Source organism: Pseudomonas sp. MPFS (assembly GCF_022537035.1).
In the GTDB taxonomy this organism is placed as follows: domain Bacteria; phylum Pseudomonadota; class Gammaproteobacteria; order Pseudomonadales; family Pseudomonadaceae; genus Aquipseudomonas; species Aquipseudomonas sessilinigenes.
The window spans coordinates 6244946-6270240 of the sequence record NZ_CP066123.1 but is presented as its reverse complement, the minus strand read 5'-3'; the positions used below and the strand labels follow the sequence as shown (position 1 = coordinate 6270240).

General features: G+C 64.2%; 23 protein-coding genes. 16 read left to right on the top strand and 7 right to left on the bottom strand.

Annotation, left to right across the window (positions count from 1 at the left end; all coding sequences use genetic code 11):
- Positions 1–42: 42 nt before the first annotated feature.
- The 10 genes from I9018_RS28795 to I9018_RS28750 all read left to right on the top strand — a co-directional run bounded on the left by I9018_RS28795 (position 43) and on the right by I9018_RS28750 (position 7090).
- A complete protein-coding gene (locus I9018_RS28795) occupies positions 43–705 on the top strand; it encodes a riboflavin synthase (protein WP_068579070.1) in 663 nt (220 codons plus the stop codon).
- A 31-nt stretch (positions 706–736) separates the two neighbouring features.
- Positions 737–1828: a bifunctional 3,4-dihydroxy-2-butanone-4-phosphate synthase/GTP cyclohydrolase II gene (gene ribBA, locus I9018_RS28790; protein WP_068579068.1), complete on the top strand. Its 1092-nt coding sequence runs from the start codon at positions 737–739 to the stop codon at positions 1826–1828.
- Positions 1829–1919: 91 nt separating this feature from the next.
- Positions 1920–2396 carry a 6,7-dimethyl-8-ribityllumazine synthase gene (gene ribE / locus I9018_RS28785; RefSeq protein WP_022641271.1) on the top strand — a complete coding sequence of 159 codons (477 nt, stop codon included), beginning with the start codon at positions 1920–1922 and terminating at the stop codon, positions 2394–2396.
- A complete protein-coding gene (gene nusB / locus I9018_RS28780) occupies positions 2393–2893 on the top strand; it encodes a transcription antitermination factor NusB (protein WP_068579066.1) in 501 nt (166 codons plus the stop codon). The genes ribE and nusB overlap by 4 nt, the downstream gene beginning before the upstream one ends.
- Positions 2894–2911: 18 nt before the next feature.
- The gene (thiL, locus tag I9018_RS28775) at positions 2912–3877 is read left to right on the top strand and encodes a thiamine-phosphate kinase (protein WP_241108119.1); all 966 of its coding nucleotides are present in this window, start codon (positions 2912–2914) and stop codon (positions 3875–3877) included.
- Positions 3874–4377, top strand: a complete 504-nt coding sequence (locus I9018_RS28770) for a phosphatidylglycerophosphatase A (RefSeq protein WP_068579061.1) — start codon at positions 3874–3876, stop codon at positions 4375–4377. Before thiL ends, I9018_RS28770 begins: the two co-directional genes overlap by 4 nt.
- Positions 4378–4387: 10 nt before the next feature.
- Positions 4388–5131: a transporter substrate-binding domain-containing protein gene (locus I9018_RS28765; RefSeq protein ID WP_241108118.1), complete on the top strand. Its 744-nt coding sequence runs from the start codon at positions 4388–4390 to the stop codon at positions 5129–5131.
- A gap of 128 nt (positions 5132–5259) precedes the next feature.
- The gene (gene ribA / locus I9018_RS28760; RefSeq protein WP_022641266.1) at positions 5260–5877 is read left to right on the top strand and encodes a GTP cyclohydrolase II; all 618 of its coding nucleotides are present in this window, start codon (positions 5260–5262) and stop codon (positions 5875–5877) included.
- A complete protein-coding gene (locus I9018_RS28755) occupies positions 5874–6293 on the top strand; it encodes a hypothetical protein (RefSeq protein WP_022641265.1) in 420 nt (139 codons plus the stop codon). Before ribA ends, I9018_RS28755 begins: the two co-directional genes overlap by 4 nt.
- Positions 6293–7090 (top strand): cobalamin-binding protein, encoded by a 798-nt coding sequence (locus tag I9018_RS28750; RefSeq protein WP_241108117.1) that lies wholly within the window; start codon positions 6293–6295, stop codon positions 7088–7090. The genes I9018_RS28755 and I9018_RS28750 overlap by 1 nt, the downstream gene beginning before the upstream one ends.
- Positions 7091–7097: 7 nt before the next feature.
- Here the strand turns inward: I9018_RS28750 and I9018_RS28745 are convergent, their stop codons facing one another.
- The 4 genes from I9018_RS28745 to I9018_RS28730 form a co-directional block, all read right to left on the bottom strand.
- Entirely contained in the window at positions 7098–8990 is a 1893-nt protein-coding gene (locus I9018_RS28745; RefSeq protein WP_241108116.1) for a TonB-dependent receptor, read from the bottom strand.
- A gap of 107 nt (positions 8991–9097) precedes the next feature.
- The gene (gene dxs, locus I9018_RS28740) at positions 9098–10999 is read right to left on the bottom strand and encodes a 1-deoxy-D-xylulose-5-phosphate synthase (protein ID WP_068579054.1); all 1902 of its coding nucleotides are present in this window, start codon (positions 10997–10999) and stop codon (positions 9098–9100) included.
- A 112-nt stretch (positions 11000–11111) separates the two neighbouring features.
- Complete coding sequence (ispA, locus tag I9018_RS28735) at positions 11112–11999, bottom strand: (2E,6E)-farnesyl diphosphate synthase (RefSeq protein ID WP_068579052.1); 888 nt, start codon at positions 11997–11999, stop codon at positions 11112–11114.
- A complete protein-coding gene (locus tag I9018_RS28730) occupies positions 11996–12238 on the bottom strand; it encodes an exodeoxyribonuclease VII small subunit (RefSeq protein ID WP_068579050.1) in 243 nt (80 codons plus the stop codon). The genes ispA and I9018_RS28730 overlap by 4 nt, the downstream gene beginning before the upstream one ends.
- 445 nt (positions 12239–12683) lie before the next feature.
- On the opposite strand from I9018_RS28730, the gene I9018_RS28725 reads away from it, so the two are divergent.
- The 6 genes from I9018_RS28725 to I9018_RS28700 are packed head-to-tail and all read left to right on the top strand — an operon-like array spanning position 12684 to position 22907.
- Positions 12684–13475: a DUF2135 domain-containing protein gene (locus tag I9018_RS28725; RefSeq protein WP_068579048.1), complete on the top strand. Its 792-nt coding sequence runs from the start codon at positions 12684–12686 to the stop codon at positions 13473–13475.
- Between the two features lie 37 nt (positions 13476–13512).
- Entirely contained in the window at positions 13513–15225 is a 1713-nt protein-coding gene (locus I9018_RS28720) for a DUF2138 domain-containing protein (RefSeq protein ID WP_068579046.1), read from the top strand.
- Positions 15210–15869 carry a DUF1175 family protein gene (locus I9018_RS28715; protein ID WP_124347282.1) on the top strand — a complete coding sequence of 220 codons (660 nt, stop codon included), beginning with the start codon at positions 15210–15212 and terminating at the stop codon, positions 15867–15869. The genes I9018_RS28720 and I9018_RS28715 overlap by 16 nt, the downstream gene beginning before the upstream one ends.
- Positions 15866–20443 (top strand): alpha-2-macroglobulin, encoded by a 4578-nt coding sequence (locus I9018_RS28710; protein WP_241108115.1) that lies wholly within the window; start codon positions 15866–15868, stop codon positions 20441–20443. Before I9018_RS28715 ends, I9018_RS28710 begins: the two co-directional genes overlap by 4 nt.
- Before the next feature lies 1 nt (position 20444).
- Positions 20445–22088 carry a DUF2300 domain-containing protein gene (locus I9018_RS28705; RefSeq protein WP_068579041.1) on the top strand — a complete coding sequence of 548 codons (1644 nt, stop codon included), beginning with the start codon at positions 20445–20447 and terminating at the stop codon, positions 22086–22088.
- Between the two features lie 3 nt (positions 22089–22091).
- Complete coding sequence (locus I9018_RS28700; RefSeq protein WP_241108114.1) at positions 22092–22907, top strand: DUF2135 domain-containing protein; 816 nt, start codon at positions 22092–22094, stop codon at positions 22905–22907.
- 106 nt (positions 22908–23013) lie between these two features.
- Here I9018_RS28700 and I9018_RS28695 read toward each other — a convergent pair whose 3' ends face one another.
- The 3 genes from I9018_RS28695 to I9018_RS28685 form a co-directional block, all read right to left on the bottom strand.
- Positions 23014–23463 carry a DUF3828 domain-containing protein gene (locus tag I9018_RS28695; protein ID WP_068579036.1) on the bottom strand — a complete coding sequence of 150 codons (450 nt, stop codon included), beginning with the start codon at positions 23461–23463 and terminating at the stop codon, positions 23014–23016.
- 10 nt (positions 23464–23473) lie between these two features.
- A complete protein-coding gene (locus I9018_RS28690) occupies positions 23474–23845 on the bottom strand; it encodes a cytoplasmic protein (protein WP_068579033.1) in 372 nt (123 codons plus the stop codon).
- A 140-nt stretch (positions 23846–23985) separates the two neighbouring features.
- On the bottom strand, positions 23986–25161 hold the full coding sequence (locus I9018_RS28685; protein ID WP_241108113.1) for a GGDEF domain-containing protein: 1176 nt from the start codon (positions 25159–25161) through the stop codon (positions 23986–23988).
- Positions 25162–25295 lie beyond the last annotated feature (134 nt).

The following is a 25295-nucleotide window of genomic DNA, read 5'->3' as shown; positions in this document are numbered from 1 at the left end:
GACTTTCGCCTATCCGGCGGCCCTGTTCTCGAGGAGGACTCCATGTTCACCGGCATCATCGAATCCATCGGCAGCATTCGCGCATTGAGCCCAAAAGGCGGAGATGTGCGGGTTTATGTAGAAACCGGCAAGCTCGACCTGGCCGACGTCAAGCTGGGCGACAGCATTGCGGTGAACGGCGTCTGCCTGACCGCCGTCGAATTGCCCGGCGATGGTTTCTGGGCCGATGTCAGCCGCGAGACCCTGGATTGCACCGCCTTCAACCAGTTGAAGGCCGGCAGCCGGGTCAACCTGGAGAAGGCCCTGACCCCGACCACTCGCCTGGGCGGTCATCTGGTCAGCGGTCACGTCGATGGTGTCGGCGAGGTCGTGGGCCGGGAAGAGAATGCCCGGGCCATCCAGTTCCGCATCCGCGCTCCCAAGGAGCTGGCCAAGTACATCGCCCATAAAGGCTCGATCACCGTCGACGGCACCAGCCTGACGGTCAACGCGGTGAATGGCGCCGAGTTCGAATTGACCATCGTGCCCCACACGCTGGCGGAAACCATCATGGCCGACTACCGACCGGGCCGTCAGGTCAACCTCGAGGTCGACCTGCTGGCGCGCTACCTGGAGCGCTTGCTGCTGGGTGACAAGGCCGCCGAGGCCTCGGGCAGCACCATTACCGAAAGCTTCCTGGCCGCTAACGGCTATCTCAAATCCTGAACCTCAAATTTTGAAAGAAGGGGGGTGCCGAGTGGCGCTCAACAGCATCGAAGAACTGGTCGAAGACATCCGCCAAGGCAAGATGGTCATCCTCATGGATGACGAAGACCGCGAGAACGAAGGCGACCTGATCATGGCCGCCGAGTGCTGCACGGCTGCGCACATCAACTTCATGGCCAAGCACGCCCGTGGCCTGATCTGCATGCCCATGAGCCGCGAGCGTTGCGAAATGCTCAAGCTGCCACTGATGTCGCCCCGCAACGGTAGTGGCTTCGGTACCAAGTTCACCGTGTCCATCGAGGCCACCGAAGGCGTGACCACCGGCATCTCCGCTGCCGACCGGGCGCGTACCGTGCAGGCCGCCGCGGCCAAGGACGCCAAGGCCGAGGACATCGTCAGCCCAGGCCATATCTTCCCGCTGATGGCCCAGCCCGGCGGTACCCTGGCCCGTGCCGGCCACACCGAGGCGGCCTGTGACCTGGCGCGCATGGCGGGCTTCGAGCCCAGTGGCGTGATCTGCGAGGTCATGAACGACGATGGCACCATGTCCCGGCGCACCGAACTCGAGGCGTTTGCCACCGAGCACGGCATCAAGATCGGCACCATCGCCGACCTGATCCACTACCGGATGATCCACGAACGTACCGTTCAGCGGATTGCCGAGCAGCCCCTGGACAGCGAACTGGGCCAGTTCAACCTGGTGACCTATCGTGATTCCGTGGAAGGCGACGTGCACATGGCCCTGACCCTGGGCGAGATCTGTGCCGAGGAGCCGACCCTGGTGCGGGTCCACAACATGGACCCGCTGCGCGACCTGCTGATGGTCAAGCAACCGGGGCGCTGGAGCCTACGCGCGGCCATGGCTACCGTGGCCGAGGCCGGCAGTGGCGTGGTGCTGTTGCTGGGTCATCCGCTGGATGGCGACGTATTGCTGGCGCACATCCGGGAAACCGCCGAGCACGCGCCTGCGAAGAAGCCGACCACCTATAGCATCGTGGGCGCCGGCTCGCAGATCCTGCGTGACCTGGGCGTGCGCAAGATGCGCCTGATGAGCGCACCGATGAAGTTTAATGCGATATCCGGTTTCGACCTGGAAGTTGTAGAATACGTGCCCTCCGAATAAAAGCCGGCCGCCGCCAGCTTGAAATTCGCGGTTCAAATATCACTCAGGAGCGTGTACTAGACACGCTCCGGCTCTTTAAGAGATTTGTCGAATGACCCTGAAGACCATCGAAGGTACCTTCATCGCCCCTAAAGGCCGCTATGCCCTGGTGGTCGGCCGCTTCAACAGCTTCGTCGTCGAAAGCCTGGTCAGCGGCGCGGTTGACGCCCTGGTTCGCCATGGCGTGAGCGAAAGCGACATCACCATCATCCGCGCTCCCGGCGCCTTCGAGATTCCCCTGGTGACCCAGAAGGTCGCGCAGAAGGGTGAATACGCGGCGATCATCGCCCTGGGCGCGGTCATTCGTGGCGGTACCCCGCACTTCGAATACGTTGCTGGCGAATGCACCAAGGGCCTGGCCCAGGTGTCCATGGAGTTTGGCGTGCCGGTAGCCTTTGGCGTGCTGACCGTCGACTCGATCGAACAAGCCATCGAGCGTTCCGGCACCAAGGCCGGCAACAAAGGGGCTGAAGCTGCCTTGTCCGCCCTGGAAATGGTCAGCCTGCTGGCGCAGTTGGAGGCCAAGTGATTAGCGACGATAGCGATCGTTTCAACCCGCGCGATCCCAAGCCTGCCAGTGCCGGCAAGCCATCCAAGAGCGCCAAGCGTCGCGAAGCCCGTCAGCTCGCGACCCAGGCGCTGTACCAATGGCACATGGCCAAGCATTCGCTGAACGAGATCGAAGCGCAGTTTCGGGTCGACAACGATTTCACCGACATCGACGGCGCCTACTTCCGTGAAATCCTGCACGGGGTCCCGGCCAACAAGAACGAGATCGACAATGCGCTCGTACCTTGCCTGGACCTGGCCATCGATGAGCTGGACCCGGTAGAACTGGCCGTCCTGCGCCTGTCCACCTGGGAACTGCTCAAGCGTGTCGACGTGCCATACCGCGTGGTGATCAACGAGGGTATCGAACTGGCCAAGGTCTTCGGTTCCACCGATGGCCACAAGTTCGTCAATGGCGTACTCGACAAGCTGGCCCCCCGCCTGCGTGCAGCAGAAGTGAAGGCGTTCAAGCGCTGATCCGCGCTTGTAGCTGCCATGGGCGAGTTTGAACTGATCCGTAACTTCTTCGCTGCCGCGCCTTGTGCGCAGGGCGGCGAGGGCGTTGCCCTGGGGATCGGCGATGATTGTGCCTTGCTGGCAGTTGCTCCTGGCGAGCAATTGGCGATTTCCACCGACACCCTGGTGGCGGGTGTGCATTTCGCCGATCCCTGCGATCCCTTCCTTCTTGGCCAACGTTCCCTGGCGGTGGCTGTCAGCGACCTGGCCGCCATGGGCGCCACACCGCTGGCCTTTACCCTTGCCCTGACCTTGCCAACGGTAGCCACCGATTGGCTCGCCGCCTATGCCCGTGGCTTGAATGCCATGGCCCAGGATTGCGCCGTGCGCTTGATCGGCGGCGATACCACCCGGGGCCCCCTGACCTTGACCATGACGGTGTTCGGCCGCGTACCCGCAGGCCGGGCCCTGACCCGCAGCGGCGCGCGGCCTGGTGACTTGCTGTGTGTCGGCGGTCCGCTGGGTGATGCCGCTGGCGCCCTGTCACTGGTGCTTGGCCAGCGCCAGGCCGCGCCGGCAGTGGCCGAGCCGTTGCTGGCCCGCTACTGGTCGCCGCAACCGCAGTTGGCCCTGGGCCAGGCGTTGCGTGGCAAGGCCACGGCAGCCCTGGATATCTCCGATGGGCTGTTGGCCGATTGCGGGCATATCGCCGCGGCGTCATCGGTCGGGTTGCAAGTGGTGCTGGACACGTTGCCCCTGTCCAGGCCCCTGGTGGACTTTCTCGGCCTGGAGGGCGCTCGTGCTGCGGCCTTGAGTGGCGGTGACGACTATGTGCTGGCCTTCACCCTGCCGCCTGCCGACTTGACGCCATTGCAGGCCGCGGGTTGGCCCGTGCATGTGGTGGGGCAGGTGGTGGCGGGGCAGGGCGTGGCCTTGCTGGATGCCGCAGGGCAGGACATCACCCCGGGCATCCGGGGCTACCAACACTTTCCGGAGACACCGTGACAGATCATCCCAATCAGGTTCCGGCGGAGTTCGTACCCCCGTCGGTCTGGCGTAACCCCTGGCATTTCCTCGCGTTCGGTTTTGGCTCGGGCACCCTGCCCAAGGCCCCGGGCACCTGGGGTTCGCTGGTTGCGCTACCCTTCATTCCGTTTTGGCAGATGTTGCCGGACTGGGGCTACTGGCTGATGCTCGGCATCACCATGCTGTTCGGCTTCTGGCTGTGCGGCAAGGTAGCCGACGATCTGCGGGTGCATGACCATGAAGGCATCGTCTGGGATGAGATGGTCGGCATGTGGATCACCTTGTGGTTGGTGCCCGCCGGTTGGCAGTGGTTGCTGGCGGGATTCCTGATGTTCCGCTTCTTCGATATTCTCAAGCCCTGGCCCATCCGTTGGGTCGACCGGCATGTCCATGGCGGTGTCGGCATCATGCTCGATGATGTCCTGGCCGGGGTTTTCGCCTGGCTCGCGATGCAAGGGCTGGTGTGGTGTTTCAGCTGAGGGGCAAGGCATGGGTGTCTGTCGCGGGCTACTGGCGTTGCTGGTCCTCTGGAACTGTTGTAACGCATGGGCCGGCGAACAAGCGTCGTTGCCCAGGCAGATTCGCATTGCCAGCGAGGAGTGGGACCAGTACAGCGAGGCCGACGGCCAGGGCTTGTCCTGGGACATCCTGCGGGAGGTCTTCGAGCCCCAGGGGGTAAAGGTCGAGCGCAGCAGCGTGCCCTACACCCGTTCGGTCGGGCTGGTGCAACGTGGCGAGGTGGATGCCCAGGCCGGTGCCTACCACAATGAATCGCCTGGCGTGCTCTATCCACGCTGGAACTACGACAACGACCATATCTACGTCCTGGGCCTGGCCGGCGGTCCCGAGTTGAGCCTTGCCAACCTGGCCAGCTACCGGCTGGTCTGGGTGCGTGGCTACAAGTACCAGGACTACCTGCCCAACATCGGTATCTACAACGAGATCCGGCGTCGTGTCGGGATCCTGCCGATGCTGCTGTACCACCGCGCCGACTTTTACATCGATGGCCAGACCGAAGTCGACTACGTGCTTGGGCAGGCCGAAGACCCTTCCCGTTTCAAGCGTTCGCACCTGGTGGAATTGCCCCTGTACCTGGGCTTTGCCGATACCGCGCGCGGGCGCGCCCTGCTTTCGCTGTATGACCAACGCATGGAACAACTGGTGAAGAGTGGTGGCCTGCGGCCGATCTTCCAGCGCTGGAAGCAACCTTATCCCTTTGACGAGAAGCGCTAGCCGGTGGTCCGGTGATCAAACTTATCGATCTTTATCCACGATAATTCAGCCTAAGCGTCCAGTGGAGGCTGCTGTTACAATGCCGCCTCTGCGAATCTCCAGTCCCCATACAGATCAGGAGCACAACAGTGCCCGTTGTTTTTGTTGCCGCTTCCAAGCTGCCCACCCCCTTTGCGCAATTCACCATGCACGGTTTCCTCGACGAAGCCACCGGTCGCGAGCACGTGGTGCTCAGCCTGGGCGATATCGCCGACGGCGCGCCGGTGCTCGGTCGCCTGCACTCCGAATGCCTGACTGGCGATGCCCTGTTCAGCCAGCGTTGCGACTGCGGTTCGCAGCTCGAAGCCGCCCTGCGGGCCATCGCCCGTGAAGGCCGTGGGGTGCTGCTGTACCTGCGCCAGGAAGGCCGGGGTATCGGCCTGCTGAACAAGATCCGCGCCTATGAACTGCAAGATGGCGGTGCCGATACCGTGGAGGCCAACGAGCGCCTGGGTTTCGCCGCCGACCAGCGCGACTACGCCATGTGCCTGCCGATGCTCGAGCACCTGGGCGTCAAGGCCCTGCGCCTGATGACCAACAACCCGCGCAAGGTCAAGGCCCTGACCGAGATGGGCATCCAGGTCGCCGAGCGCGTGCCTCTGCATACCGGCCATAACCCGCACAACAAACTCTACCTGGCGACCAAGGCCAGCAAGCTCGACCACATGATGGGTAACGAGCACCAGGGCGAGGTCGACCGCGCGTGACCCGGGGCCAAGTGAGGCGGCGCCTGGCCGTCAGCTGGTGGCAGTACCTGGCGTTGGCGTTGCTGCCGCTGTTCGTGCTCAACGCCGTATTCGGCCAGGGCGAGCCGATCCTGCCGGTGCTGGCGATGCCGTTCTTCATTGCCGGGGTGGCGTCGATGTTCGTCAGCCTGCGCTTTTTCGGCGCCTACAAGCACGGCTTGATCGCCACCCAGAAAGCCCTCGATACCCCGGAAGAACCAGCGGCCTGGATCGACCTGGCAGCGCGGCGGCGCACGGCCCTGCTGGTGGCAGCGTTGCCGGCCTGGATCGGTGCCCTGGCGGTGTTCGTCGGCCTTGAGGCCGTGCCGCTGATGCTCCTGGCCCTGTCCACGGCGGTGTTGTTCTACCTCTACCGCATCCCACGCCAACTCGGTTGATGCAGCGCTGGCTGGCCGTCTTGCTGCTGGCTCTGTGTGGCCAGGCGCTGGCCGCCGAGCGGGTCGTCAGCCTGGCGCCATCGCTCTCGGAAATTGTCGTCGAACTGGGCGCCGCCGACCTGCTGGTGGGCGTGCTGGATGCCGGTGAGCGCCCGGCGCCCCTTAAGGACCTGCCTTCGGTTGGGCGCTACGGCCAGTTGGATATCGAGCGCTTGCTGAGCCTGCGCCCGGACTTGCTGCTGCTCTGGCCGGGCAGTGTCGGACCGGCCCAGAAGGAGCAATTGGCGCGCCTGGGCATTCCCACCCTGGTTGCCGAACCCCACGACCTTGCGCAGCTGACCGCCCAGATTGCCGAGATCGGCCAGCGCCTGGGGCGAGCGCAAGCCGGCCAGGCATTGGCGACCCAGCTGGACCAGCAACTTGCGCAACTGCGCCAGCGCTATCGCCGCGAGTTGCCCCTGCCGGTGTTCTACCAGGTCTGGGATCGTCCGCTGTACACGGTGGGTGGTGGCCAGATCATCAGCGACGCCCTGGCGGTCTGCGGGGCGCGCAATGTATTTGCCGATCAACCGCTGCCGGCGCCCCAAGTCAGCATCGAGGCGGTGCTGCAGCGCAACCCGCAGGCGATCCTCGCCACGGCCCAGGGGCAATTGGATGCCTGGAAGGCCTGGCCGCAGATTGCCGCGGTTGAGCAGGGGCGTTTGTTGCTGGTGACGGACAAGGGCCTGGAGCGGCCCAGCGGGCAGATGGTCGGCGCAGTGGCCAAGCTGTGTGCATTGATCGCGCCCGAGCGTTGAGCCGGTTCTACAGCTCAGGGGTCCAGGTCACCCCGAGCATCCAGGTCCGACCTTCTTCGCGGTAGCCGTAGTCGCTGCCCTGGTGGCTGTAGAGCGCACGGGAATAGGACTTGTCGAAGACATTGTCGAGCTTCAGGTCCAGCTTGAGCTCCTGGTTGACTGCCCAACTGCTGCGCAGGCCGAACAGACCATAACCGCCAAGCCGCTGCGTGTTTTTCTCGTCGTCATAGCTACCACTCACCGCCAGCCAACTGGCGCCGAGGCCCAGGCGATCGAACTGTCGGTCCAGATCCAGGCTAAGAGTACGCCGGGCGCGTCGGGGGAGTGTATGGCCTTTGTCGCGGTCGCGAGGGTCGATGATGGCCAACCCCAGATTGCCCTGCCAACCGAACAACTCCTGCTTCAGTGAGGTTTCAAAGCCGTTGATACGTGCCGAACTGATGTTTTGTGGACCATCGTTTTTGAAGATGATCGCGTCCCGAAGATCGGTCCGATACAGCGAGACCTCCAGTCGGCTGCTGTCGTTGAGCTGACTGCGCCACTGCATCTCGTAGCTTTTCGAGATTTCGGGTTTCAGATTCGGGTTGCTGTTTTTAGAACCGCTACTGTCTGGGAAGTAGAGGTCGTTAAATGTTGGGGCACGGAAACCCTCACTGTAAGTCAGCAGCAGGTCGTTGTCCGGTGTCAGGGGCAGGGTGAAGGTTCCGCTCCAGCTACTGTGTCCGCCGAACTGTTGGTTCTGGTCGCGGCGCAGACCCAGCTCGGTGGAGAAGCTGTCGGCCTGAAAACGGTGCTGAATGAATGCAGCCCGGTTCCATCGGCTGTCCTCGGCGAAGTGCTGTGGGGTGCTGCCGATGAAAACGGGGCTGGTATTGAGTCGGTCCTCGTACCAGTCGGCGCCAAGAATCAGGCTGTGTTGCGCAGTCAGGCGCAGATCGTTTTGCCAGGCAAGTGAGTCGCGGTAAGTGTTGAACACGCTACGTTCATCGCTGAGTTTATTGCGCTTGAGGTCGCGGTTTTCGCTGTGACCCAGTTCCAGTCGGGACTGCCAGCGGTCATTGACCGTCGCATCGATAAAGCCGCTGGCGCTGCTGACGGTGAAGTCGGTGTAAGGGTCCTGCTCCGCGGCGAAAGGGTTGTCATAACGGCTGCGGCCTCGGTTATCCAGCAGGTTGAAGCCCACTTCCAGGTCGTCGCTGAGGGCATGGCTTAGGGTGAAACTCAGGGATTGGTTGCGGTAGCCATCGTGATCCGTATCGCTGGGGTAGGAGGTGTGGGTCCAGTCGATTCCGGCACTTTCATCCAGGTTGGCGCCGAGACTGAAGCGGGTCTGTTGGTTGCCGCCAGACAGTCCCAGGCTGCGCTCCCAGGTCTGGTTGCTGCCAGCGGCAACGCGCATGCGCCCATGCAGTCCCGAGTCGGCGCTGCGGCGGGTGAAGATTTGGATCACCCCGCCAATGGCGTCGCTGCCGTAGATCGCCGAGCGCGAGCCACGCAGCACTTCCACCCGCTCGATCTGTTCGACGCTGATGAACTGCAGGTTGCTGTCGCCGCTGGATGAACTGCCGATGCGCTGACCATCCACCAGCACCAGGCTTTGGGCCGATTTGGTGCCGCGAATGAAAATATTCGGCAGGTTGCCGCGTCCGCCGCTCTGGGCAACCTGCACCCCGGGAACCCGTTGCAGCAGGTCGGTCAGGCTGGTGGGTTGCAGGCGATCGATGTCCTCCCGGGTGAACACCGTGTTGGCTGCGCTGCTGTCGTTGCGCGCCTGTACCTGGCGGTTGGCGCTGATCAGGGTGTCCGGCAGCTTCAGGGCCTGGTCGCGGTCGGAGGTGTCGGCCAGCAGTTCGCCACCGGGCAGCAGGAACAGGGGCAGGGCAAGGCGGGAGAGTTTCATGGCTGCTCCTTTTCGCACGGCGCGGGTTCGGCCGCAGGAGGTGATGGGCCGTGGATGGGGAGAAGCTGGCGCCCGCGTGGCGGGCGCTCAGCATGGGGCGCTACAGCTTACGCCAGGCCCAGCAGCTGCAGGCGCTGGCGCACCGAGGCTTCGATGCCGGCTTCGTCGAGGCCGCACTCGGCGAGCATCTGCGCTGGCTTGGCGTGTTCGACGTAGGCATCCGGCAGGCCCAGGTGCAGGAGCTGCTTGAGAATGCCTTCCTGGGTCAGGAACTCGCCGACGGCACTGCCGGCGCCGCCCATGATGGCGTTTTCCTCGATGGTCACCAGCAGCTCGTGGCTGCCGGCGATCTCGCGCACCAGGGCTTCGTCCAGGGGTTTGACGAAACGCATGTCGACCACTGTGGCGTCGAGCTTCTCGGCCACCTTCAGGGCTTCGGCCAGTTGCACGCCGAATACCAGCAGCGCCACTTGCTTGCCCTGGCGACGGATCACGCCCTTGCCGATCTCGATCGGCTCCAGGTCCTTGTCGATCGGTGCGTTGGGGCCGGTGCCACGTGGATAGCGCACCGCTGCCGGGCCGTTGTACAGGTGGCCGGTGGTGAGCATCTTGCGCAGTTCGTTCTCGTCGCTGGGGGTCATCACCACCATGCCGGGAATGCAGCGCAGGTAGGACAAGTCGAAGCTGCCGGCGTGGGTCGGGCCGTCTTCGCCCACCAGGCCAGCGCGATCGATGGCGAACAGGACGTCGAGGTTCTGCACCGCCACGTCGTGGACCAGCTGGTCGTAGCCGCGTTGCAGGAAGGTGGAGTAGATCGCCACCACCGGCTTGGCGCCTTCGCAGGCCATGCCGGCTGCCAGGGTCACGGCGTGCTGCTCGGCAATCGCCACGTCGAAGTAGCGCAGCGGGAAGCGTTCGCTGAAGGCCACCAGGTCCGAGCCTTCCTTCATGGCCGGGGTGATGCCCACCAGGCGCGAATCGGCGGCGGCCATGTCGCACAGCCATTCACCGAACACACCGGAATACTTCGGTCCGCCGGCTTTTTTCGGTGCGGCTGCCGGAGCGTCCAGGGGTTCGAGCTTGGTGATGGCGTGGTAGCCGATGGGGTCGACTTCCGCCGGGGCGAAGCCCTTGCCCTTCTTGGTCACCACGTGCAGGAACTGCGGGCCCTTGAGGTCGCGCATGTTGCGCAGGGTGGCGATCAGGGTCGGCAGGTCGTGGCCGTCGATCGGGCCGATGTAGTTCCAGCCCAGCTCTTCGAACAGGGTGCCGGGCACCAGCATGCCCTTGGCGTACTCTTCGGTGCGGCGGGCGATTTCCCAGGCACCGGGCAGGCGCGACAGCACTTTCTTGCTGCCTTCGCGCATGCTGGCGTAGGTGCGGCTGGAGAGGATCTTGGCCAGGTAGTTGGACAGGCCGCCGACATTGCGCGAGATCGACATGTCGTTGTCGTTGAGGATCACCAGCATGTTGGCGTCCACTTCCGGCGCGTGGTTCAGGGCCTCGAAGGCCATGCCCGCGGTCAGGGCGCCGTCGCCGATCACGGCGATGGCCTTGCGCTCGCTGTTCTGCAGGCGGGCGGCGATGGCCATGCCCAGGGCGGCGCTGATGGAGGTGCTGGAATGACCGACGCCGAAGGTGTCGTATTCGCTCTCCGAGCGCCGGGGGAAGGCAGCCAGGCCGTCTTTCTGGCGCAGGGTGGCCATCTGCTCGCGGCGACCGGTGAGGATCTTGTGCGGATACGCCTGGTGGCCCACGTCCCATACCAGCCGGTCGTCCGGGGTATCGAACACGTAGTGCAGGGCGATGGTCAGCTCGATGACGCCGAGGCCGGCACCGAAATGCCCACCGGTCTGGCCGACCGTATAGAGCAATTCCAGGCGCAATTCATCGGCCAGGGTTTCCAGCTCGGCTTCGCCTAACCGGCGCAGGCCGTCCGGCGTCTGGGCACGGTCGAGCAATGGCGTGGTCGGGCGCTTGCGGGGAATCTCATGAAACGTCGTGGGCATCAGGCGAATCGTTATAGGTGTAGAAAGAGGCGGCAGTTTACCTTATGCATCGCAAGCTGCCCACGCAGAGCACTGAACTTGGCCGATATGCGGTCCTTTGCCCGGCCTTCGATCAGTTGCGGCGTTCGACGATATACCGCGCCAGCTCCCGCAAGGGTTCGGCTGCCGCGTCAAACGGACGCAGGGCATGCAAGGCCTGGTCTCGCAGTTCCAGGGCGTACTCCTTGGCCGCTGCCAGGCCCAGCAGCGCCGGGTAGGTCGGCTTGTCCCGGGCGATATCGGCACCCTGGCGCTTGCCCAGGGTCGCGGTATCGCTCTCGACGTCGAGGATGTCGTCCTGGACCTGGAACGCCAGGCCGATGGCTTGGGCATAGGTTTGCAGGGCCTTGAGTTCATCCTTTTCGGCCCGGCCGCTGGCCAGGGCGCCGAGGATGACGCTGGCTTCGATCAGCGCGCCGGTCTTGTGCCGGTGCATGTATTCCAGGGCCTTCTGGTCGAGCTTGAGCCCCACCGAACCAAGGTCGATGGCCTGGCCACCGACCATGCCCGCTGGGCCTGCGGCCTGGGCCAGGGTGGTGACCATGCGCAGGCGGATCTCGGCGCTGGCATCGCTCAGGCGCGGGTCCAGCAGGGCGCTGAAGGCCAGGCTCTGCAGGCCATCGCCGGCGAGGATCGCGCAGGCCTCATCGAACGCCTTGTGGGTAGTGGGCTGGCCGCGGCGCAGATCGTCGTCGTCCATGGCCGGCAGGTCGTCGTGCACCAGGGAATAGGCGTGGATCAGCTCCACAGCGCAGGCCGCACCGTTGGCCTGCTCCGGCTTGCCGCCCAGGCTCTGGCAAGCGGCGTAGGCCAGCAGTGGGCGGACGCGCTTGCCGCCATTCATCACGCTGTAGCGCATGGCCTCATAGAGGCGGGCAAGTTCGGGGCTGGGCGCGCTGAACAGCGACTGCATCGCCGCATCGACACGGGCCTGGCAGTTGGCCTGGTAGGTGGCGATCATTCTGGTTGTTCCGCCGAAAAGGGTTGCTCGGCCAGCTCGCCATCGCGCTCCAGCAGGATTTGCACCTTCTGTTCGGCCTGGGCCAGGGCGGCCTGGCAATCACGGGTCAGGCCGATGCCTTGTTCGAAGGCGGTCAACGAGTCTTCCAGCGACAGCTCGCCGTTCTCCAGACGCTCGACCAGGGTTTGCAGGTCGGCGAGGGATTGTTCGAAATCTAAGGCAGCTTTTTTGCGGGCCATGGCGGCTATCCCGGGTGACGTTAAACCGGCGCGACACTAGCAGACACTGGGGTTTCGGGCAAATGAGAAGCGCTCGCTGGCACGCTGGGCAGGCTCGTGCGCACAGGATGAAAATCCGCTGCCGAGCGGCAGGATGAAACCTTGCGGGATGGGCCGGATACGAGGGCGGGCAGCATCCGGGAGCGAAGGCGAAGTGACGCAAATCTTGAGGTGTTTACCCCCTTGCTCTTGAAGGGTGATGTCACCGTAATGGCACGGCTGGCGTGGCTTCCAGGCCGATGCCGACTCCCTCGCAAAATCCCTTTTCCCCAATTGTGCAACAGACGGCAAATCGATAATCTGCGCCCTTTGAGCGCCCATCATCATTGGGCGACCTTCCGAATGTTTCGCAGCCGCGCCGAGGATCTGGCGCCAGGGTTTTCCCATGCATGGCAGGACGCACTACATGCGCGCTCTATCCTTCCTTTTGTTGACCCTGCTGGTGTCCGTTGGCGCACGGGCCGAACCTTCGGCCGAGCTGCAGGAGCCCCTGGGCGGCTGGCGCTATTCCGGGTTGCTCGACCGCACCGAACAGGACCGCGTGGCCTATCCGACACCGCCCATCGATCGCGGCATCCAGCGCAACCGCACCATGATCGAGGGCCAGCTCAAGGCCATTGGCCATTTGCGCCAACCCCACAGCCTGTCGGTCAACGGTAATCCGCTCAATCTCTACACCGACGAACAGGGGCGCTTCGGTCGTCCCTATGCCTTTGGTGCTGGCTCCAACAGCGTCGAAGTGCGCAGCTCCGAGGGCAAGTCGCTCAAGCGCGTGCAGTTCTACGAATCCAACCCGAACAAGACCCCGCCACGTATCCGCGTGGTGCTCGGCTGGGACGACCCCAAGGCCGAGCTGGACATGCACATCATCACGCCCGACGGCCAGCATGCGTACTTCGGCCATCCGGGCCTGACCAATGGCGGTGGCCTGGACCCGGACGGGGTCGATGGCCCGGGGCCGGAGATGTTCACCATGACCGCGCCGCTGCGCGGTACCTACCTGATCTACGTCAACTACTGGGGCAACTTCGGCAGTGGTGGCTACAACTTCGATGAACGCAGCAACCAGAACGAAGTGATCACCTCGCAGATCAACCTGATCCTTAACGAAAACACCGTCGATGAGAAACGCGAGACCTTTATCGTGCCCATGCGGGCCATCGGCGACCTGTTGCTGGTCAAGTCTTTCAACTATTGAACATCCCGCACCACGGATGAATTGGGCTTTGTGAATCATGAGCGAAAACACAGCATCCCCGGCGGCCGGCGTCCCCGGCACTGAACAACCCGGCAGCCAGCGGCGCTGGCCAGCCCTGGTCATGGGCCTGTGCCTGGCGGCGGCCGTCGCCACCGGCGTGGGCTGCAAGCCCAAGACCTCGGTGGCCGAGCTGCCTGGCGACAAGCTGGGCCTGAGTCGCCCCGATGGCCTGCTGGAGACCCACTCCCTGGCGCAGTTGCCCAAGGACCTGCTGGCCGTACCGTTCCTGCGTGAAACCCTGACCGAGGACTTCGTCTTCTATTACCAGGCCCATGCCGACCGCCTGGGCCTGATCGGCAGCCTGCGGCGAATCATCTACGAGCATGACCTGAAGCTGCAGGACAACCTGATCGAGCAACTGCTCGACCAGCCAGCGGACATCGCCCTGTGGCGCGGCGTCGACGGCCGGCTCAAGGATTTCCTGCTGGTGATGGACCGTGGCGGCCTGGCCAAGCTGCTCGAGCCCCTGGCCAAGGCTGCCCTGGATGACAGCCAGCTGAGCAAGCTGGCGGAGCTCAAGGTCGGCGGCGATGCGGTGACCCTTTACCAGCTGAACTTCAACGCCAACAAGTCCCTGGCCTTCGCTTCCCATGGCGACAAGCTGGTGGTGCTGTCCAACCCGACCCAGCTGTATGACCTGGACTCTGGCGTCAGCGACGTACATGGCGCGGTCTCCACCAAGGCCCTGGAAGCGCTGCTCAACGGCGACAAGCTGTTTCCCGAGGCCTTTGGCCTGGAGGCGCGCAAGCCTGAGGTGCAGCAGCGCCTGGCGGTCAACTCCAGCGTCCTGGCCATGGGTTACCAGCGCTTTATCCCCAACTTCGCCGGCCTGCGCTTCGACATGGACGACAAGGGCTGGCACAGCTACCTGGCCATGGAAGAACAAGAGGACCAACCGGACTTCGACTTCAAGCCGATCTGGCAGGCCATGCCCATGGGGGCCAGTGCCTGCGTGGCGCTGCCCCTGGCGGCGCAGCAACAGAAGCCGTTGCTGGTCAAGCTCGGCGCCGAGGAGTCGGTGGCCCAGGCCCTGACCGAACACATGTCCGGCAGCGCCGGACTGTGCTGGTATGCCGACTCGCGGTTGTACACGCCGTTGCTGGTGGCCAGCCTCAAGGACAAGGACAGCGCCAAGCTCGACGCCGACCTGGGCAAGCTGTTCGGCTCCATGGTGGGTTCCCGCGAGAGCAAGGTGGCGCAGCGGATCTTCCCGGTGGTCGAGCAGCAGGACGGCAACGTGCACCAGTGGCAGCGCCAGGTCAGCTCGAACTTCGGCCCGTACCCGGCCAAGCAGGCCAAGGACCCGCAAGCCATCACCGGCCGCGCCTTCATGCAGGTCAGCCTGGCCCGCCATGGCTCGACCCTGGTGTTCTCCCTGGATGACAAGCTGGTGACCAAGGCCCTGGGCACCCTGGACAAGCGCTTCCCACCCCTGGCCGACGTGGCGCCGAAGAATGCCCTGATGCCGATCTACCTGGGGCCGCAGTCCCTGGCGCAGTTGATCCAGCAGGAAACCTTCGACAGCCTGCCCCAGGACATGGAGCCGGTATTCAACAACGCCGCGCAGACCTACCTGGTGCCCAAGCTGCGCACCCTCGGCGGTTATGGCAAATACGCCCTGACCCTGCCCGAAGGCAGCGAGCCCAATGGCCATTGGCAATGGCTGCCGCTGCAATGGCAAGCCCTGTGAACGCCTTGCGCCATGGCCTGAACCGTCTTGGCCTGCTGGCCCTGCTGCTCAGCAGTGCAGTGGGCGCGACCACGGTTGCGCCGCTGGATGTGCAGCAGTCCCAGGTGTTTCGTGCCTGGTTCGTGCGCATCGCCCAGGAGCAGTTGAGCCAGGGCCCGAGCCCGCGCTGGTACCAGCAGGACTGCGCGGGGCTGGTGCGTTTTGCCGCCAATGAAGCGCTCAAGAACCACGACAGCAAATGGCTGCGGGCCAATGGCCTGTCCAACCGCTACCTGCCGCCGGAGCTGCAACTGAGCGAAGGCCAGCGCGCCCTGGCCCAGCAGTGGCAGCAGGGCGGCGGCAAGGTCGGCCCCTACGTCAATGCGATCAAGCTGATCCAGTTCAACAGCCATCTGGTGAGCCGCGACCTGGGCCAGGCGCGCCCCGGCGACCTGTTGTTCTTCGACCAGGGCGACGACCAGCACTTGATGATCTGGATGGGCCGCAACATTGCCTATCACACCGGCACCACCACCCCCACCGATAACGGCATGCGCTCGGCCAGCGTGCAGCAACTGATGACATGGAAGGACACCCGATGGATACCCGACCCCGCCAACCCGAACTTCATCGGCATCTATCGACTGAACTTCCTCACCCAATGAGCGAATCGCGTATGTCCCGTTTTCTGTTTCGCCTGACCCTGGCCTTGACCCTGGTGGCTCCCGTGGCCCTGGTCAACGCCGAGGACTCCGTGCCCGCCAGCGATTACGCAGCGGTCGCCGGGGAGAGTTTCTTCCTGCTGTCCGACAGCAGTTTTGCCAGCGACGAGCAGGCCATGGTGCGCCTTGAGGCCCCGGGTCGCGACTATCGGCGTTTTCGCATGGAGCCCTATGGCGGCGCGGACATCCGGGTCTACCGGATCAACCAGCCGCTGGACTTCCTCAAGCGCCAGAAGAACCTGCATCGGGTGGTCAGCGATGGCCAGTTCAAGGGCGAAGGGTTGTCCAACACCCTGGCCTACCTCTGGGACAACTGGTATCGCAAGTCGCGCCGGGTGATGCAACGCGCCTTCTCCTACGAGTCGCGCAAGCAGGTGACCGAAGAGGTTCCGGAGCTGAAGGTCGGCAACTCGTTGCTGGCGCCGACGCCCTATGACGCCCAGCCGCAGTTTGGCCTGGTCCCGGGCTTGCCGCTGGTGACCCAGTTCCGCTATCCGCTGTGGCAGGCCAAGCCGATCCAGCCGCCGGCCGGGGTCAACCTGGCCGGGTCTTCCAGTGACTTCATCAACGTCGCCCCGGGCAACGTCTACATTCCCCTGGGGCAGCTCAAGCCAGGCCTGTACCTGGTCGAAGCCCTGGTGGGCAAGTACCGCGCCACCACCATGGTGTTCGTCTCCAATACCGTGGCGGTGAGCAAGATTGCCGGTGACGAGCTGCTGGTCTGGGCAGCGGGCAAGCATGAAGGCAACTCGGTGCCCAAGGTCAACGTGTTGTGGACCGACGGCCTGGGCGTGATGAACAGCGGCGCCACCGATGAGCAGGGCCTGGTGCGCTTGAAGCACGTCAGCCCCGAGCGTTCCTATGTGATCGGTGAAGACCAGGAAGGCGGGGTGTTCGTCTCCGAGAACTTCTACTACGACAGCGAGATCTACGACACCAAGCTCTATGCCTTCACCGACCGGCCGCTGTACCGTCCGGGCGACTGGGTATCGCTGAAGGTCGTCGGTCGCGAGTTCAAGAACGCCCGGGACTCGGTGTTGCCCGGTGCCGGTACTGTGAACGTCAGTGTGCTGGATGCCGCAGGCACCGCCCTGCAGAACCTGACCCTGAACCTGGACTCCAAGTCCGGCACCCAGGGCCGCTTCCAGCTGCCGGAGAATGCGGTGGCGGGCGGTTATGAGTTGCGCCTGCGCTACAAGGACCAGGTCTACAGCAGCGCCTTTCGCGTAGCCGAGTACATCAAGCCGCACTTCGAGGTGTCCCTGAGCCTGGCCAAGCCGGACTTCAAGACCGGCGAGGCGGTCAAGGGCAACCTGGTGCTGCTCTATCCCGATGGCAAGCCGGTGGCCAATGCGCGCCTGCAACTGAGCCTGCGGGCCCAGCAGCTGTCCATGGTGGACAACGAACTGCAGTACATGGGCCAGTTCCCGGTGGAACTGACCAGCGCCGAACTGACCACCGACTCCAAGGGTAGCGCGAGCCTCGATCTGCCGGCGGCGGACAAGCCCAGCCGCTACATGCTCACCGTGTTCGCCAGCGATGGCGCCGCCTATCGGGTCAAGACCACCAAGGAAATCCTCATCGAGCGTGGCGCCGCGAGTTTCAGCCTCAGCGCCCCGCAGCGCTTCAGCGCGGTGGGCGACAAGGTGCAGTTCAGCTACGCCAACCAGAACACCAGCGAGCAGAGCAAGAACGTCTTGCCCAGCCGCTACAGCTGGGTGCGCATGGAAGACCAGTCCACCGGCGAGGGCAAGCTGGCCGCTGGCGACAGCGGCTTCTCCCTGGCCTTCGAACGTCCCGGTACCTACAACCTGACCCTGCGCGACGAGCATGACCGGGTCGTGGGGGGCACCAGCCATTCGGTTACCGGCGAAGGGGTCAAGGCCGTGCCGGGTACCGTGGAGATCGTCCTCGACAAGCCCGAATACAAGGCCGGTGATGAAGCCCTGGCGCTGATCACCTTCCCCGAGCCGATCAACGACGCGCTGCTGTCGCTGGAGCGTGACAAGGTCGAGGGCACGGCACTGCTGTCCCAGGGTGGTGATTGGCTGAAAGTGGAAAAACTCAGCCCGACCCAGTACCGCGCCCGAGTGCTGGTCAAGGACAGCTTCGCGCCGAACCTGACCTTCTCCGTGCTCTACACCAAGGGTGGCGAATACAGCTTCCAGAACGCTGGGATCAAGGTGCTGACGCCGCAGATCGACGTGGCCATCCAGACCGACAAGGAGAAATACCAGCCGGGTGACACCGTCACCGTGGACCTCTCCACCCAGTTCGCCGGCAAGCCGGTGCCGGCCCACCTGACGGTCAGCGTGGTGGACGAAATGGTCTACGCGCTGCAGCCGGAAGTGGCGCCGAGCATCGATCAGTTCTTCTACCATCCACGGCGCAACAACGTGCGCACCAGTGCCAGCCTGTCGTTCATCAGCTACGACGTGGCCCTGCCGGGCAGCCCGACGGCGCCGGGCAAGGCCAATCGCAGCGAGCGTGGGGTCAAGGTCCTGGAGCGTCCGCGCCGCGAAGACGTCGACACCGCTGCCTGGCAGCCGGAGTTGGTGACCGACGGCAGCGGCAAGGCCCGTTTCACCTTCCGCATGCCCGACTCGTTGACCCGCTGGCGCATCACCGCCCGTGCCATCGCCGACGATGGCCAGGTGGGCCAGAAGAAGCAGTTCGTGCGTTCCGACAAGGCCCTTTACCTGAAGTGGAGCGGCCCGACCCGTTTCCGCAATGGCGACAAACCGGACCTCGGGGTCTTTGCGTTCAGCCAGGCCGAGCAACCGGTCAAGGCCGAGCTGGTGGTGCACTACGCCGGTGAGTCCCAGCGCCTGCCGGTGACCCTCAATAACGGCATCAACTACGTGGCCCTGCCGGCCATTGCCCCGGGCAATGGCGATTGGAGCGCCGAGCTGGTGCAGGGCGGCAAGACCGTCGACACCCTGGCCGTGCGCCTGGCAAGCAACGCCGCTGGCTGGCAGACCGTGCAGACCCAGAGCCTGGATGTGGTGACCACCAGCACGCCACTGGGCCTGCCGGCCGATGCCGGGGAGATCCGCCTGCGCCTGGATGACAGCCCACAGGCGTTGTTCCGTACGGCCCTGGACGATCTGCTGGAATACCCCTACGGCGGTGTCGAGCAGACGGCCAGCCAGTTGTTGCCGCTGAGCGTTGCCTACCCGGCACTGGCGGGCAATCCGCAGATCCGTGATCGCCTGCGCCTGATGATGCAGAACAGCCGCCTGCGCCTGGTGCACATGGCCGGGCCGGAAGCGGCATTCACCTGGTGGGGCGAGGACGCCGATCCGGATGCCTTCCTCACGGCCTATGCCTATTACGCCGACTGGAACGCCAGCAAGGTCATGGACCTGAACCTGCCACCGGAGCACTGGCAGCGGGTCCTGGAGGTCTACGCCAAGCAGGCCGGGAATACGCCATTGCTGCAACGGGCGCTGATCCTGTCTTTCGCCCGTGAGATGAAACTGCCGATCAATACCCTGGTCAGCGGCCTGATGGACGACCTGGCCAAGGCCGGGGAGGGTGCGCAAGCCAGCGTGCAGGATGACTATAGCGCCAGCCTGGTGATGGATGATCCTGATTCCGCCCTGGGCCTGGCCAGTGCCCGGGTGCTGGCGGCGGCCCTGGCACGGGATGCCAAGGTCACGCCACCGCCGGCGTTCGTCGCCCAGCTGGAATCGGCACAACAGCAAGTGGAGCTCAGTTCCCAGCCGTTCGCCCAAGCCTTGAACCTGTCGCTCAAGCCATTCGATCAAGCGGCTGCGCGGGCCTTGCTGCAACGCCTGCTGCCATCGCAATCGACCCTGGAACGGGCCTTGGCCCTGACCTGGCTGCAACGCAGCGTGGCTCAATCGGCTCCGGCCGTGGCGTTGAACCCGGGGCAGGGCTGGAAGCAGCGCCAGGGCGCCAGCGGCGAAAGCTACTGGCAGTGGCAGGGCGCGCAACCGCCTGCGGTGCTGGCATTGAATGCCGTACCGGAACGTCCACTGCAAGCGTCGCTGAGCTACCTGAGCAAGGTCGAGGGTGGCACGCCTGCGCCGGTGAATATCACTCGGCGCCTGCTGCGCCTGGTGCCAGGAGACGAGGCCTTCACCTTCAAGCTGGAACCGGTGGGCAACAAGCCGATCGCCAGCGATGGCCTGTACCTGGATGAGGTGATCATCGCCAACGAAGGCAAGCGGCCGCTGCTGTACGGCATGCTGGAGGTACCGCTGCCGCCGGGCGCCGACGTGGAGCGCACTACCTGGGGTATCAAGCTGGCCGGCCCTGCGGGCAGCGAAGCTGCATCGCTGGAGAAGGCCCGTGCCGAGCCGGGGCAGATGAGCTACCGGGTGCCGCTGGATGCGCTGAACGACAGCAGCGAAGTACGCCTGCGCCATCTGGTCCGTTTCTCCCAGAAAGGCCAGTTCAACCTGCCGCCGGCACGCTTCTACCAGGTCTATGCACCGGAGCATCAGGCCCAGGAGCGTACTCCGGCCTTGGGCCAGGTTTCGGTCAAGTAACATGCTGCGACGTTGGACCTGGCTGTGTTTGTGTTTGCTTCCTGGGCTGGCGACGGCCCAGGACGAGCCTCTGCACCTGGCCTGGAAAACTGCTCCGGACAGTGAGCTGGTGAGTCTTTCCAGGACCCAGGTTGTGGCGCGTGAGCCCCTGTCGCCAGAACTGCAGGCGCCCCTGGGCAGCATCTGGAAACTCTTCGTTTATGCCTGGCTGGTGGACACCGGCGCCCAGGAGCCGGCGTACGCCTGCCAGGGCAAGTCCAGGGACGAGGTGTACTGTTGCTCGGCAGGCGGCAGCATTGCCCGGGATCAGGCATTGGTACGTTCCTGCGGCCTGTACTTCGAGCCTGCGCGCCTGCAGCTGTCGGCTGGGCAATGGCGCGATTACTGGCAGGCACGGCAGGCCCCCGACTGGCTGCAAGACCTGGACCGACTGCAGCCCCAAACCCGGGTACCCGTTGCGCAACTGCTGCAGGTGCTTGCCCAACTACCGGCCCAGGACACCGCTCGCCGGGTATTGCTGGATGTGGTGCTCAACGCCGGTGACGGCAGTGTGGTGGGCGCCCTCGGCGGGCGGTTGCGGGTCAAGACCTGGAGCTGGCTGGCGGAGCATGATCCGCAGTCGCGCCAAGGCGGCTTTGCCGGCTGGCTGGTGGACGGTACACCGCTGTGGGTCGGCGGACGTGGCACCAGCCAGCGGGTGTTGAAGGACTACGCGCAGGCCTTGGACCAGGTGCTGCCGGACAATCCGCCTGTGGACAAGGATCGTTGCGTGCAAGTCAGCCTGTTCTCCCGTTACCCGCTGAAAAGCGTCAGCCGCAATGGCCAGCCGGTCGGGCCCGGTGCCCTGCAAGGGGATTACCGGGTGGTGTTTGCCAACGGCAACCAGTTGGATATCCACAGCGCCGGCGAGCTGTTCCTGCAACAGGAGGGCTTGGCGCAACGGTTGGTGGCGCGCCTGGACCGTGAAGAGTACGTAGCCCGGGTATTGCAGCGCGAAGCCAGCAGCGAGCCACGGGAAGCGGCCAAGGCCCTGGCGGTGGCGATCCGTACCTACCTGCTGCAGAACGCCGAGCGCAGTGGCGAATGCCTGAGCATCGACGACAGCAGCAGCCGCCAGCGGGTCGCCCCGCGTCCGGCGACCACCGAGGCCCGGGCGGTTGCCGCCTGGACCGATGGGCTGGTGCTGGCCGGGACCCAGGTCACCTATCACTCGGACTTGCAGGCACCGGACAAGCTGTCCTGGCAGCAGGCCGTGGAGCAGGCCGGCGCTGGCCAACGCTACGACGCCATCCTGTTGCATGCCTACCCACGTGCCAGCCTCAGTCGCTGGGACAACCCGGTGGCGTCCTGCGAGCCCTTGCCAGCGGCCCAGGACTGGTTGATGAAGCAGCGGCGGCGCTGGCGCCAACCGCTGGAGCAAGAGGTGGGCTACAACGAAATCAGCCAGTTCGCGGTTTGTCGCCTGGGCTTCGGTCGGCCCTATGTGGACCGCGAACGGCAACGGATCTACGTGCGTGGCGTGCTGTCGCTGCAGGACCGCCTCGACCTGACCCATGAATACCTGCACCTGGCCTTTGAAGCCCATCCCAACGGCCAGGATGAAACCTACATCGAAGGGCTTGCCCGCCATCTTTTATTGGAATAGGCCATGAAATTTCCTGCTACCCCTGTGCTCCTGTTCCTTTGTGGAATGTTCAGCCTGCCCGCGGCCCTGGCCGACAGCGGCATCCAGCTCGACACCCCCAAAGGCGGGTGGCGCACCCGCGCCGACGACGGCGAGCAGTATCGCCAGAGCGTCAATTATCCGGCCTCGTCGGTGAACACCCCGCAAGGCCAGGCCGATACCGCGCGTATCCGTGGCCAGATCAAGGGTTCGCCCAAGGCTTCGCAGCCGGGCAAGCTCATCATCAATGGCATCAGCATGCCGCTCAAGGTCGACGAGGATGGCGGTTTCGACCGACCCTATTCGTTTCCCAACGGTAGCAATAGCGTCGAAGTACGCAGCCCCGATGGCCAGCAGCGCAAGCGCGTGCAGTTCCTCAATACCGGTGGTGGCACCACGCCGCCCAAGCTGCGGGTGCTGTTGTCCTGGGACAGCGACAACACTGACCTGGACCTGCACTTGGTGACTCCGGATGGTGCGCATATCTGGTACGGCGACCGGGTGGCTCCCAATGGGGCGGCGCTGGACGTGGACGTGACCACCGGCTATGGCCCGGAGATCTTCTCCATGCCTGCACCGCTCAAGGGCCAGTACCTGGTGTATGTGAACTACTACGGTGGCGGTTATCGCTCGGACGACGACGGTGACGGCGGCCAGGATAACGCCGTGCAGCCCCTGACCACCGCCCAGGTGACGGTGATCACCGAGGAGGGAACGGCGAATGAGAAGAGTGAATCGTTCGTCGTGCCGATGCGTGCCCCAGGGGAACTGACCCTGGTACGCAGCTTCAGCTATCCGTGATCGATCCCTGCCATGAACCAGCGTTCATCGGCAGGGAAATAGCCACTGGGGCCGCGGTCATGTCCGGCCAGCGATGATGCTGGCCAGGCGATGAGGGGAGGGTGGATCAGTCGCTCTGGTCGGCGGTGGAGAGTACTTCGTCGATCTTCCAGCAGCCCTTGTCCTTGACCATGCGCACATCGACGACCTGGGTGGTGTCGGGGGTGCTGCCCAGGGTCACTTGCTCCTTGGCGGTGGAGCCCTGGATCTGCGGTTCGCTGACCTGGATCTGGGTCAGCCACTCATCCATGTAGTCCTGGGCCTTGAGGAAATAATCCTCTTCCAGGCCATCGGGGCTGGCCATCTGTTTCTTGATCTTGGCGACCAGCGACTCCGAGACGTACTTCTTCATCTCGGCGGCATTGTCGGTCACCGGGTCCTTGTCCTGGCTGTAGGTTTGCAGGTACCAGCTGTAAAACGCCTGGGTTGCCGGCTTGGGCGAGCTGGCGCAATCGGCCAGTGCCAAGGGCTGGTGCAGCGCCATGGCCGCGAGCAGCGAACAGAAGAGCATTCTCATGGTGAGCCCCTTACGGATGACGGTAGATTTTGTATTCAGGTTTCTGTACCCGATAGGAGTGCCCAGGGTAGAAACCGTGCATCTGCTTGAAGTCTGACACCCAGAGCTTGCCGTTGAACATCGCCATGTGGCCGTGAGGGTGGCCGGGGATGGGCTGGATGATCACCACGTCGCCAGCTTGTGGCGCCTGGCCGGCTGGTTGCTCGACAAAACCCACGGCGGTCAACGATGAGCCAAAGTCCTTGGCCGAGTGCCTGCGGTGCAGGATCACGCCGCCACCGCCGGCTTCGATCGCCTGGCGCGTATAGGCCGCACAGCGTCCGGTACTACCGGCGTGGGCGTGGTTGTTCAAGTGACTGATAGCGGCTTCTTTATTCCACATTCCTTGTCATCCGAGAGTCCTGAGAGCGGCGATTTTATGCGTGCCGAAGCGGCTCGGAAATACTGGCGAAATGCCTTGTTGCTGGGCTTTGGGCGGTGGTTCACAGATCTTGGGCGGGCGTTGCGGGGGGCTACGAAGCCTCAGCCCAACTGTCGCGCAGGGGCCCGCCAGGACCGGGTATGCACTCGATTGCGCCCCTTGTCCTTGGCGTCATACAGCGCCTCGTCGGCTTGGGACAGCAGGCGCGACAGGTCATAGCCCAGGGCCTGGCTGGTCACGACCCCGATGCTGACGCTGAGCAGCCCCGGAGCCAGCAGTGGCAGGTGGGCGAAGGACTCACGGATCCGCTCGGCCGCCTGTACCGCTTCTTCTTCATCGGTATCGATCAACAGGCAGGCGAACTCTTCCCCACCGATGCGAGCGAACACATCGTCTTTGCGCAGGGTCTGCGATAGCACTTGGCTGAAGGCAATCAAGGCCTGGTCGCCTGTCTGATGGCCAAAGGCATCGTTAAGGCGCTTGAAGTTGTCCAGGTCGCACAGCAGCAGGGCGACCGGTTTGTCTTGGTCCCGGCTCTTGAGCAGCAGGTGATCGCCATGGACCATGAACGCCCGCCGATTGCCGATGCCGGTCAAGGCATCGCAGAACGCCGCCGCCTTGAAGCGCAGCTCGACACGCTCCTTGACCATGGCCAGGGTCACGTAGGCAATGCCGATCACGTAGACCATCGCTTCGAACAGCATGAACGAGAAAAACGGAACCCCCACGCCCTGGCCTTTCAGGGCCTGGGACATACCCACGCCCTGGTCCGTGATGCTGCGCACGATGTAGAAAACGGTGTGCAGCACCGTCAGCACCAGAGCTGGGGTGCAGGCTACCTCGAGGCTTTGCCGGCTGCGCCAGAACTCCAGCACTGTCACCGCGCCATATCCACCGACCAGGAGCGAATACACGGTAACGCGCACTGTCATCGAGTGGTAGAAAGCCGGAATCATGCACAGTGCCAGCCAGAGGCCGGCGCCAGCCAGCAGGCCGAGTGCATGGGGTGCACGCCCGGCGAAGACCCGCATCGCCGTCCAGTTGAGCGCCGCGCTCAGTAGCAGGACCATGTTGCCGAGGATCTTCGGCACGAAGTCCACCCCCTGGTCGCGCCAACTCACCAGCACCATGCCAATCGCCGCCAGTAACATCATGCCGCCCAGGTAGGCCAGTGGCCGCTCGCGGCGCTCACGCAGCCAGGCATGAAACGTCAGCAGCCCCATCAAGGAGAAGATGAACACAGACACCACGAGCAAGGTGGGGATGTGCAGAGCCATGTCCTGAGTTCTCGTGAGCCGGTTGCGGCAAATTGCCATTAATGGGCGGGATTGTACGAGAACTGTGGAACGTTGGTGCAAGAACTGAAAATCACCCGCAGATACGGTGCAGGCCAGTTGGTGAGTTCGATCAT